The 10,782-nt window shown below is 54.9% G+C and carries 13 protein-coding genes; 6 read left to right on the top strand and 7 right to left on the bottom strand.

Features of this window, described 5'->3' with window-relative positions:
* Positions 1 to 334: 334 nt before the first annotated feature.
* Together GSQ76_RS11860 and GSQ76_RS11865 are read right to left on the bottom strand one after the other, a co-directional pair.
* The gene (locus tag GSQ76_RS11860) at positions 335 to 655 is read right to left on the bottom strand and encodes a hypothetical protein (RefSeq protein ID WP_158744124.1); all 321 of its coding nucleotides are present in this window, start codon (positions 653 to 655) and stop codon (positions 335 to 337) included.
* Positions 656 to 1,760: 1,105 nt separating this feature from the next.
* A complete protein-coding gene (locus GSQ76_RS11865) occupies positions 1,761 to 2,087 on the bottom strand; it encodes a hypothetical protein (protein ID WP_216851013.1) in 327 nt (108 codons plus the stop codon).
* A gap of 89 nt (positions 2,088 to 2,176) precedes the next feature.
* Here GSQ76_RS11865 and GSQ76_RS11870 point away from each other — a divergent pair, with 89 nt between their 5' ends.
* Complete coding sequence (locus tag GSQ76_RS11870) at positions 2,177 to 2,488, top strand: hypothetical protein (RefSeq protein WP_158744126.1); 312 nt, start codon at positions 2,177 to 2,179, stop codon at positions 2,486 to 2,488.
* 793 nt (positions 2,489 to 3,281) lie between these two features.
* On the opposite strand, the gene GSQ76_RS11875 is transcribed toward GSQ76_RS11870, so the two are convergent.
* Together GSQ76_RS11875 and GSQ76_RS11880 are read right to left on the bottom strand one after the other, a co-directional pair.
* On the bottom strand, positions 3,282 to 3,683 hold the full coding sequence (locus GSQ76_RS11875; RefSeq protein WP_158744127.1) for a hypothetical protein: 402 nt from the start codon (positions 3,681 to 3,683) through the stop codon (positions 3,282 to 3,284).
* Between the two features lie 573 nt (positions 3,684 to 4,256).
* Positions 4,257 to 4,451, bottom strand: a complete 195-nt coding sequence (locus tag GSQ76_RS11880; protein WP_158744128.1) for a hypothetical protein — start codon at positions 4,449 to 4,451, stop codon at positions 4,257 to 4,259.
* A 280-nt stretch (positions 4,452 to 4,731) separates the two neighbouring features.
* On the opposite strand from GSQ76_RS11880, the gene GSQ76_RS11885 reads away from it, so the two are divergent.
* Positions 4,732 to 5,061: a hypothetical protein gene (locus tag GSQ76_RS11885; protein WP_158744129.1), complete on the top strand. Its 330-nt coding sequence runs from the start codon at positions 4,732 to 4,734 to the stop codon at positions 5,059 to 5,061.
* 203 nt (positions 5,062 to 5,264) lie between these two features.
* On the opposite strand, the gene GSQ76_RS11890 is transcribed toward GSQ76_RS11885, so the two are convergent.
* Positions 5,265 to 6,227, bottom strand: coding sequence for a restriction endonuclease (locus GSQ76_RS11890; protein ID WP_158744130.1), 963 nt, complete (start codon positions 6,225 to 6,227; stop codon positions 5,265 to 5,267).
* A 148-nt stretch (positions 6,228 to 6,375) separates the two neighbouring features.
* Between GSQ76_RS11890 and GSQ76_RS11895 the strand changes: the two genes are divergently transcribed.
* Genes GSQ76_RS11895 through GSQ76_RS11905 form a run of 3 tightly spaced genes read left to right on the top strand, consistent with a single transcriptional unit; the run spans position 6,376 to position 7,249 of the window.
* Positions 6,376 to 6,597 carry a hypothetical protein gene (locus GSQ76_RS11895; RefSeq protein ID WP_216851014.1) on the top strand — a complete coding sequence of 74 codons (222 nt, stop codon included), beginning with the start codon at positions 6,376 to 6,378 and terminating at the stop codon, positions 6,595 to 6,597.
* A complete protein-coding gene (locus tag GSQ76_RS11900) occupies positions 6,594 to 6,857 on the top strand; it encodes a ribbon-helix-helix domain-containing protein (protein WP_158744132.1) in 264 nt (87 codons plus the stop codon). The genes GSQ76_RS11895 and GSQ76_RS11900 overlap by 4 nt, the downstream gene beginning before the upstream one ends.
* Positions 6,854 to 7,249, top strand: coding sequence for a hypothetical protein (locus GSQ76_RS11905; protein ID WP_158744133.1), 396 nt, complete (start codon positions 6,854 to 6,856; stop codon positions 7,247 to 7,249). Before GSQ76_RS11900 ends, GSQ76_RS11905 begins: the two co-directional genes overlap by 4 nt.
* Before the next feature lie 577 nt (positions 7,250 to 7,826).
* Here GSQ76_RS11905 and GSQ76_RS11910 read toward each other — a convergent pair.
* Positions 7,827 to 8,306 carry a GNAT family N-acetyltransferase gene (locus GSQ76_RS11910; protein WP_158744134.1) on the bottom strand — a complete coding sequence of 160 codons (480 nt, stop codon included), beginning with the start codon at positions 8,304 to 8,306 and terminating at the stop codon, positions 7,827 to 7,829.
* Positions 8,307 to 8,498: 192 nt separating this feature from the next.
* Between GSQ76_RS11910 and GSQ76_RS11915 the strand changes: the two genes are divergently transcribed.
* Positions 8,499 to 8,729 carry a hypothetical protein gene (locus tag GSQ76_RS11915; protein ID WP_158744135.1) on the top strand — a complete coding sequence of 77 codons (231 nt, stop codon included), beginning with the start codon at positions 8,499 to 8,501 and terminating at the stop codon, positions 8,727 to 8,729.
* A 1,502-nt stretch (positions 8,730 to 10,231) separates the two neighbouring features.
* Here GSQ76_RS11915 and GSQ76_RS11920 read toward each other — a convergent pair.
* Positions 10,232 to 10,663 carry a response regulator gene (locus GSQ76_RS11920; protein WP_216851015.1) on the bottom strand — a complete coding sequence of 144 codons (432 nt, stop codon included), beginning with the start codon at positions 10,661 to 10,663 and terminating at the stop codon, positions 10,232 to 10,234.
* Between the last annotated feature and the right edge of the window lie 119 nt (positions 10,664 to 10,782).

A 10,782-nucleotide genomic window follows, 5' to 3' on the forward strand; every position in this document is an offset into this window, starting at 1 on the left:
TCTCCATGAATTACGCGGTCTTTAGCCGCACATGCATCTTTGGCCTTCGTCACGGCAAGCTGCCTTGCAGCATCAACTCCTGCGCCGGGGGGCGTCGCCTCAACGGAAACAGAGTAGGTATCCGGCCCTATTTCCATCACGCTGCCTCCCGCCTCATGGCATGCAGTCAGTGACAATAATGATAGCAAAAGGATTATGTAGTGGCAGGCATGCCAGCATTATGCCGGTGCACCATTGACGGTCTATAACTTGGCATCACTCCAAGTAAGCGTGGGCTTCCCACCCACCTGACCGTGTCAGCATCACTCAGAGACAAGACTTGACATCGATGCCCTCAATGATGTCGCGCCGCAGGTGGCACGTCATGGTCGCGCGCCACGATCAGCCGGATCATGCTGCGGACAATGTCGGCGCTCATTAAGATGGTGTCGTGTGGGTTCTTCGTCAGCCGGTCGAAGGGCGGCGTGTCATCCATTTCAGCAAGCATCATCAAGCGCATAAGATCGGCGCGCTTGACCTGACATGGGTCGTTCTGCGCCCAGCCTGCCATACGCTGGATCAGCGCCTTGTCGTCACTGGTCATTAGGCCATTTTGGAGGTTGATCACGGGCTTGTGAAGAGAGATTGTTGCGACATGGAACGATTGTGTCGTCATTGCATCGATGCTTTGTGGACGACCTCAACTCCCCCATCAGGAGCCTTACCAATGCCTGTCTTCCTCCAGACTGCCATGGTCGCAGCGGCCGTCATCGCTGGGGCTGCTGAAGCCGCTGTGACCTCTGCTGTGCCGCGAACCGCGCCGCCAAGCGTCGCCCCTCGGATCACCCAGATCGAGCCTGTAGCGCCTTCTGCGGCTTCGGCGCAGGGCATCTCGCCCGTCGTTGAGAAGGATGAACCCCGAACGATGACACCGACTACCAGCGTAGGCGGGCTGACCTTGCCTCGGGTCTACGCACCGGGTTCGGGCGGGTAAAATCTGACCTTGATCCTATTTGGGATATGGCCGCTTACGACCAATGGTGGTCATAGCCAAGCGGCGCGGGCGTGCCTAAAAGCCGACGTTCAGCATGGTGCGAAATTCAAGAATCACGCACCATGACCAATGAGGCAGAAGATTAGACCTGACGATAGATGCCCCTTGTGACGCGGTTAATTCGACCTGCCTTGATTTCCCGTGCGATCAATGCGTCTGCGGCCGGCACGCAGAGCGAGACCCCAGCCCTTTTAAGCGCGTCCATTATCTTCGATCCTGTGAACTCGCCTCGCATAGCCGCTACCCCAGCTTCGATCTGAATTTGAGTAAGTTCGCCATACTGAAACTTCATGCTCAGATTAGCTGATGTTTGGCCGCAAATATCAAGATATTCAACGCGACACGGGCTTTCTCACCTTGCGGACGCGTCATAGGTTGACGCCTATCCGTTAAACCGTATTTGGGAGGGGCGCTTGAGAAATATTCAAATAGTCGATGGCGGAGACAATGCCATTTTTTATCACCCGGATTTGCTGAGCTTACCACCGCCCTTCTTGATTCGCATCAGACGCCCGGACCCTCGCGTAAGGGAGGATGTCAAGTTGGCGTCTATCTATTTTGCAGAAGCGAGAAAGTATCGGGTCGTAAACTATGGTGATGACATTGATGCTACGCTGGAGGTGTTAGATTCGCTCTCGTGAGGGGCAGTGTTTTTGAAGCATTGCACCGTGATCCTTGAAACGGTCTCAAGAGAGTTGAGTTCGATACCATCCTGTCTCGTCATCCACTACTTTCGCCATACCACAATCGGCAAGCCGGATCGGGTGACCTGCAAAGCTTCCGGCCCCCGCCATGCGGCATCCGACATGTTCACGATCAATTCGGCTGCGGTGTCAAAGGAGAAAGTGAGAGCGTCCGACTTCTCATAGGCTGAAATCACCCGTGCCTTGAGAAGGCCACTCAAACCAGTGCCAACCGGAAAAAGGTTCCAGTCATTGTAGATTGATATTATGCCCTCCTTCCCGGCTATCTGAACATAGTCATGCACTGCTTCGGCGCGAGTTATGATCATTCCCGCCAAACCATCAAACCATGTCGTTATAGGGCTCGTCATGTCGTTGCTATCTCTGACCATCCACACCAAGCTCAGCATAAGTGGGCCGTCTACCTGCTGAAAATCACTGTAGGGCAGGCACTCTAGGAATGGCAACTTTCGGTTTTGAGGTAGAGACCGTTGGCACGTTCTATTCGGTTGGGGATGAAAACAGCTTCTTCCAGTGGGTTTATGGCCTGAATGGTTACAAGACTTGCACAGGATCGGGCCAGTCTGTGCAGATAGACTTCGAACTTGATGACATGGATCGTGGAACCTTAAGTGAGCTTGTTGCGGTATTTCGCCGCTACAACATCGCTGACTTTTCCTCCCTCCGGGCTCTGGTGAATGCCCCTGACGGGGCTTGGTTCGCGTCTCCGCAGATGTATTGGCATGAGCTTGTGTTCCTTGATCGGACATAGGCGGGGCACAGCCCTCGGCGTCTTCCTTGCCCTCGTCCCGGCTGGGGTCAGGGCGTATGTCGATGACTTCGACGGGGGCCTCTTCTTTCCGGCTTTCTGGATTGCGGGAGCATGCGTGGTCATAACGTTGGCATTTGGCATCTGCATTCTAACTCCGCTGTTAGAGACGCAAGTCTTCAGGCTGACGAAGTCCACCACATACGCCTTCATTTCAACGACCGTCGTCGTGTGTTGCTTGACCTTCAATTGGACCGGAGACTGGATACGTCGTCACCACCGTCAGCAGTCGCGGCTTCCTACGTTGTCGATGTTTTGGGTCACGGTAACTTAGAGGCATGCTCAATCCGGAGTTGGGCATAGAAGACGCAAAACCGATCACCGAGTTCTCGGTTTAGAGGGTACGCCGCATAGTGGCCCGTCGCGAATAAAAGAGCCTCAATCTCGTGCCGCAAAAGCTTTCCGCCCTCGGGATCGTAAGGAAGACGATATTTGCGGTCGATATCGAGCATCGCGGAATGATGTTGAGATGGTAGTGGTGCAATCGAGTCTAGACGACATCCTGCTGTCCCATCCTGCCGAGTGTGGATGCCCGTGTCTCGGTCAAAGGCAAAGTCGCATTGCGTGGTGACCGACCGCGCGCGGATCGTGTCTTCGGTTACCTCATACACGAAGCAATTCACACTGCCTTCTTCCCCGTTGTATGAAGGATAAAGGGCCCGATAACGCCCATGAATGATGTGGCCTACTTGAACCGACGCGAGTTGAGACCGCATGGATGACATCAGCGGCAAGCTCAATCTCCAGATCGACCGCGAGATACCATCGTGTTTCCCGCTACAATGCTTAGGAACACGACCGCGACACCTCCGAAGGTGGCAACGTGACAAGCGATAGAAATCTCTTTGTCGATACGGCTCACAAACCGCGTCTTGCCTTTGAAATTCATTGGTTCGGTATAGTTCCCATTTGGGACCACCGACGAAGCAACATAAAACTCACTCATGCAGTAGAAAAGCCCACACCACCCGGCTAAGAAGATGCCAACCCCAGTGAGGAGCAGAATCCTGAGAGGCCAAGGCACCTCTGATAGAGAGACCCTCTGGGCCTTTTTAGGTTGAGTCTTGATTGTCGGATCGCCTGTCCAACGACGTGAGTCGTGGCCTTCTTCCGGTCTCTGCCCGCCATCGTCGTTCATCAAGCCGGTTTCCCTTCCAGACTTTGCCCACCGATGCGGATTATAGTCCGGCTAGCACCTGCCCACGCTGGTAGCATAATATGAAAGTCTTAACGTTTCCGTCTATGCAGCCTGCACAAGATTCCTTGGGGCCGTATAGGCTGGGGAGGCGACTGCCTTATTTGCGTGGGGAACACTCTATCACAAGGCTTGATCCTGCTGAGCAAGCAAATGCTTGATGAACGTATTGAATCGGCGGTTAAAGCCGCGAAAGGAGACTAGATCAAGTGCACTTTGGCATCGCGGTTTCAAACTCCTCTGGCTTTGCGCATCCTCGCTACGAGCGACGTCATCTTATCCTGATGTCGTTCATTCTCCGCCGACCTTCTTGCGATGAGACGCCTTAAGCGGTCATCCCGCTTAGCGGCATCTGGAATTGATTGTGCCACCCCTAATAGTCTCGTGATTTCCCTGACTGCTACGCCGTGACGTTTCGTCTCTCGCTGCTGGGCGGCGGCAACAATCTGAATCTTGTTTTGCTTCTTTGTCTGTAAGGCGGCTCTTGGCTTTCTAGTCCTTTTAGCCATGGTCGCCTCAAACCTCGGCCGCTTTTCGACGTGCAGTAGCTAGTTTTAATGCAGCCGCCGCCGCGACATCGGCAATATTCGCATTTGCCTGATCTACTTTTTTGCGGCGGGCTCGCGCCTCTTCCGGAGTGAGAGGCCGGGTCTTGTCTGTTTCTGGTATTATCTTATTTTTACTAGTCTGGATAATCTCGTTGTAACGCATGGTTCTTCCTCTGAAGAGTTCAGTCTGCCCATTCAGCGGAGTGGCTGTGGATCATCGCACTCTTAGGTTCAAACATATTTATAAGAGCAAGAGATTCCGCCACTAAATAGGAGATGATCGAGCGCGCACCACGTCTTACCAAATACCGAATTGAAGAACTTGAGGCGCGGCAGTCCAAGATCATCAACGACTTGGCTGCGGCAGGCAATCTAGATATCGCCATGAGGCTCGCCAGATGCCAATATGATCGTCAGAACAGACCGTCGGGTTGGCCTTGGCGATGCAAGTCATCGAACGGTTGTTGTTTTGTATTAGGTCAAACGTAATTGCCAACTGGCGTGGCTTTGGGGCTTGGCTTCAAGCTTCTAAGAATGAGATTAGCCTCATCGTGATCCCCCTGCACGACGATCCGTTAACTGCGGTGCGGAAGACCAGAAAAGGTTTGCGGGATGTTCGAGATCGTGCGGCCGCCAACAACTTGAAATGGCGCGATGTCGCTTTTGCTGGCATCGCCAGCGAAAAAGCCATCATGGTCATTATCAGGCACCAAGGAATTCCCCGTGAGGCACTGTGGTGGAAATTGGAGGGAAGATGGCCGGGTGCCGAGTGAGCGAATTGGGCGAGGCGATACCGTCACTCACGATCGATGATAGTCTCGCGATTGCGCTCGCGCGGAAACGGCGTGGGTTAGAACCGGTTCGAGTCGTCGTCGCGCCACAAGCTCATAAAGAAGCCCTTAAGCCGCTTGGGTCTCGTGAGCCATTGCCTTTTGTAGTTTGACCCAAACACCAATGACTTCCACATACATTTTCCTCATTCTGGTTCAGCATCCTCGAAATAGTCGAGGTCAATACGTTTGATCTCGACTGTCCGCGTAACGCGCACCCCTACGCCAAACCGCACCATAAGCTTTGTCAATTCGTCGCCATTGATCAAAACCAAGCGCAAGTGCCCAGACTGGCCTGCAACTTGGATCGCTGCTTTTGAGAAAGTAGATGTGGTTATCAAAACACCCTTCTGCGCGCCTTTGCTGACCAGCGCCCCCATGAAAGCCTGCACAGCCTCGCTGCCTACCGTGTTGCCCGGCTGATACCGCTTGGCTTGTAAGTACACCCGATCAAGACCGAGTTGATCCTCGCGAATGACCCCGTCGACACCGCCATCGCCCGTGCCACCAAGCTGTTCGCCCGCATCCGAGCGCGAGCCGCCGTATCCCATTGCAAGCAGGAGATCGACGATCAGTTTCTCAAAAAATGTTGGGTTGCCTTCCAGCACACGCGCCAAGAGGGCATCCCTCAGTGACTCGTTCAAGGTTAGAGAGGCTGTAGCGATCTGCTCTTCCGGTGTATTCGTAGTTTCGGCAACAGGTGCGACTGCTGGTGTAGGTAAGACAGCGGGTATTGCCGTTATTGCGAGTGGCGTGTCTTCGGATTTCGTTCGGCTAAGAAAGTCACGGAATTCCTCAAATCCTTGAAGGAGCGCTGAGTCAATCTTTGATGGATTTCGAGCAAGAACTTCTCTACCGCGAGCGCTGATTTGGACGTGAGCCCGTGTGGGCTGCTCGACTAACCCAGCCTGTTTTAAGTAGGTCTTTGCCCAGTGAACGCGGCTGGTGGCAATTGTCATCGAGCCACTGGGTATCATTTGCTCCCGTTCCGACTGACTAAGACCCAAGTCATCGGCAACGCGGGCGACAAGATCGCGCATAACCCACAACTTCTCGGCGCAGAGCCGCAGTACAGGCAGCATTAACACGTCGTAGGTCGGAATAGGCACTGCATCTCCAATCGTTACAGATGGTGGGAGTATCGTTCCGCCCAAGCACGCCTCGAAATTTCTTGCGTAAGACTTCACGTGGAACAACCGCGATCCCGAGGGCAAACGGGAGATGGTAGTTCGGGAGGTGGCAGAGCGCCTGCGGGGTATGTCGACCCTGATGTATGGGATGGCCCTCGGCCGCATGAAGATGGGTGACCCCAACACTGACCAGATCTCCTTTCTGGGCAGCACTGTTGCCGACCTGGCTCTCGCGCTGGAGCGGGTGCACGCGAGCTACTGGCAGCAAATGGAGGAAAAGGAACGGGCCGCAGAGGCAGCCGAACGGAAGGCGACCAAGGGCAAAAAGAAAAAGGAGGGACGGCAATGACGCAATCTAGCCTGATCAGCCGCAATGTCATCGCCGCCAGCGGCCGGTCAAGCATGCGGCTGGAACCTGAAACCTGGGAGGCTCTGCGGGAGATCTGCCAGCGCGAGCGCGTCGGCCTCGCTGGGCTCGTTCAGCGAGTCGAAGGGGAAGGTGCACCGGGAAGCAGGACCAGCGCCGTCCGAGTGTTCGTCCTGGGCTACTTCAAGGCGGCGGCGACGGAAGACGGGCACGCTGCGGCTGGCCATGGTGGATTGGCATGACCATTTCCACTCGTCGTGGCTTCCTGGCTGGTGCTGCCACGCTGCCGCTCGTAGCCCACGCCACCAGTATGGCGCCGCCGGCGGCGCACCCGGACGCCGAGTTACTCGCCGCCTGTGCCGCCTTCGATGACCTGGAACGGCAAGCCCTTGCCACCTTCGCTGGCCGTGACTTTGATGATCCGGCGGAGATCGCGGCCGATTTCGAGCGCGAGAGTATAGTTGAAGCCCAAATCCCGCCGGTCGATATCATCGCCAGCCATCATGCCATCACCAAGGAGGGCATGGCTGCCAGGGCTCGTAGCATCCGGCTATGGGCGCCGGACGAGTTTCGGGAGAATGGCCACTTCAGTGGTCGCACGGTGCACGCCCTGCTGCGGGACCTGACAGCCTAGAGGAATACCGTCTGACGCTACCAACCGCCTCGCCTTCGCCGACGGGGCGGCTTTCTTTGGCAGCATGTTTATACAGGATCTGCGACTTTTGTAAGTTATTGCCGCACAACATCATTTCAATCTCCAAGAAGAATCCGCCCACACTCAATGCAGAAAGCATCAACAGCTTATCCACAGATCTACCCCCTCAACCTGTGGATGAAAGACACAACTCCTGCTTGCTTCATCACATATGGCGATTTACTGGTTAAGACACCCTTTTGACTGACACGCATTTGTATTCTTCTACTTCCAGACCCAGGATTTCAGTGTGATGCCATCCACTACGGTGCGAACCGCGCAGCGCCTTATCAAGGTCCTTGGCCCTGTCGCTCGGACCCATGCTATGCAAACGGCACTCGACATGCGCGCCGCGGGCGATCGGGAACAGGAACGACTTTGGCTCGATGTTGCAGATGTCATCCACGAACACACTCGTGTTGAACCAATCATAGGCGGGACCAAGCAGTAGCGCGGCTGAGTATGACTTGTGGGAGTGGATGGCGATCTCCCCTCCGGCAGGCGAGTTGCCGATCGCTTACGGACACAACTGGCGATGCATTAGCACGGCGTTCTTGTAAAAGGTGGATCGAGACCCGACTGCGCTCCAGCCCAGCTTGCGATATAGATCGGCCGCGGTTTTCGTATACAGCCAAATTTCCTTGGCACCGTTGCTAGCTGCGAAATCTTCAACGTGCCGGATAATCGCCGTCGCATATCGTTTGTTTCGGCAGTCCTCCTTTACATAGACGCCTGCTAGCCAGGGAGTTTGGGCCGGATAAGCTAAGGCGTCTTCCCGGCTGAGGCTTGCCGTAGCAATGGGAGTATCATCATCAAGCAGTAAGAAGGTACGATCGAGGGTCGAAAGAGGCCGTCTTAGATCAGCGCATAAGGCTTTTTCTGATCGGATGATGTCTGTGCCGAATGCGCGTAACATCCATTCTGCAACGATATTGGCGAACTCTGGGCGTTCAGTGACTGATACGATAGTATTCCGCATTGCATCACGACTCGGCACTTTGATATCCGAGATTATTACATAGTCCTGGCTAAGTAGATCAATCGGGCCCTGTGGGTCTATGGGATATCAGCGGCCACCCTCGGTGGTCGCCTAAGGCGAAGGCCAGAGGTCATGCAGGCAAGCCAAACGATATCCAGTGAACTGCAAGGGCAGGGTATCGTTAACATGGGGTAATAAGTGAGCCAAAACATGACATCTGCAATCCTTCCGGCCAGGCAGATCGTCAAAGCCTGCGAAGCAACTATCGGGCGACTATCAGGCTTGGGTGAACCACAGGGCCCGATAGCGGGAAAAGTCGCCCTGCTGATCGACCTTCAGAAACTGGCTGCCGCAGCAACGGAGGCGGATGGCACGGTGAGCATCTCGCTAGACGATTTCACCCTGATCAGCGCAAACTACAAGGCTCGGGACAGGGGATAATCGGTCGGCGCCCAAGATGATGTAGCGGCCTCACCCAATTAGTAGGGAAGGTTCGTTCAATTCGAAGGGCAGGCCCTCATGCCCAGCAATCTTGGGACCTGCCCCGGGGATCGAAGCCATAGAGACGGCGAGCTGTTTGACGTTATCGGACTACGACATGCCGTCAACGCGCCAACTTCGCGTTAACCGACTTGGGGCAACATGCTCATGCCCTGGTAGGAACGACTTGGGCGCATCCCGGTGATCTCTGATAGCCCGGGTTACCAACACGCGGAGAGCCCGGCGCGAGAAATGGGGCGACACCTGTACCTCAGCGGCCGGGCGCCTCTCCCTCTTAACGTTGTTGCATGGCAAGCCTGTGCCGTAGCAGGATGCTCAAGTCGCCAGGTTCTCTCCCCAGAAAACATAGCGATCCGGGAATTTCCGATAACCCGGCCAAAAGGCGGAAAGCCGGCGCGAGACACAACATCGGCGGCCGGCACCCTCGCTTTATCGTTACGACGTATACCATTGCCGTAGCAATCGCCGCCCCTAACTTTTGATGGTCCGGGTTTATCACAACATCCCAGGACACCGGGAATCTCCGATAACCCGTTGCTGAAGGCGGAGAGCCGGCGCGAGGCGTGAAGCACCTCGGTGGCCGGCACCCAGGGGGTTGTTAATTACCTTCCCTCTCAAGTAGTGGTCAATTGCCTTCTGCGTCAGGTGCATCGCCTTGAGATACGAACCGCTTACAGCTCCAGAGGAAACTAGATCTGGATTAGACCCTCTGCATACCCTCCAAGCCCAGGTGTCTGGGGTGGCGGCCCCGACAATCTCATATCGATAATCCCGATAAGTTGGCATTGAGGCGGCTCTCGATTGCTGTCGATCAAGGCAATCATTAATATGAGCAGGATGACAATGCGACGCTTCATTCCGCCAGAGTGGCTCTTTGTCCTGGTAGTAATCGTCGCTGTAATTGTCGGCTTAGTGTTTCAGCGTTCCTTGGATATTTGGTAATGCGAGACGATATCCCGCGGGGTTTGCAGACACAGGAAGCTACAAAGCGCCGCTGTTCGGTCGCTCTTCTATTGTGCCTTATTGCAATAGTGGCGTGGAGCTATTGGCTGCTGACCCAGTACGATCCAGCTGAGGCTGACGAGTTGGCAGACTGGCTAGTGTATTTCCCACTAGCCGCAGGGCTTGTCTTCGTCTCGGCTTGGCGGATTCTACGAATGGCGAACCGTGAGTTCTAATTTACCACAGGTTACGGCTTGTCGCTTAGGCCACTTTTAGCGAACTCACAGCGAGCTAGTGGTCCGTCTAGCTCTTCGCGCATGTGTTCATATTATCCTGTAGTTGCATCCTATAGGCGAAGAGCCGGAAACCGCTCGTGTCAAAAATCGATTTGCGTGCGTATGAAAACTGTCGCTAACTGCTAACGTATGGCCACGGGCAGATTTTCTTGAAAGCGTCGCGCGGGCCGTTGGAAGGCACCAGCCGCGTTTTACCGCACGGGCTTAGCTTCTCCAGCGGAGCTCAAGATGCGGAGACGGCACCAGAGCGGCAGGACGCTGAACACTTGGCGGCGGATCAAATATGCCATTAGCCAAGTAGTCGATTGCGTTGATCACGCCGGCATGGGAAAATGGCTTTGCGATTACTCCATGGGCTCCGCCAAAGTCTGGCGGTATCTTCGAGACATTGGCTGTCACGAAAACGATCAATGCAGTTGGCCATCTTCTTCGGATTACTTGACATACATCTAGTCCACTTGAGCCACGGGCCAGATGTAAGTCGACAAAAGCAAGTTGGGGGTTAATGTCGTCGGGTAAGGCTTCGACCTCCTCAAGACTTGCAGCTTCTGCAAGAACGTGATGGCCGGTATCTTCAACCATGGCCTCCATGTCCATCGCGAGCAGCATTTCGTCTTCGACGATCAGCACGTCCATACTATTGGTCATCCCTGACCTCGACGTGCGGGAAGGTGATTGTCACACAAGTGCCCGGATGATTGTCGGTCTAGGGTAAGCGTTGCTCTGCGGCCGCCTTCCACGGAGCATACGGGTAT

It is taken from the genome of Acidisphaera sp. L21, from assembly GCF_009765685.1.
GTDB lineage: Bacteria > Pseudomonadota > Alphaproteobacteria > Acetobacterales > Acetobacteraceae > LMUY01.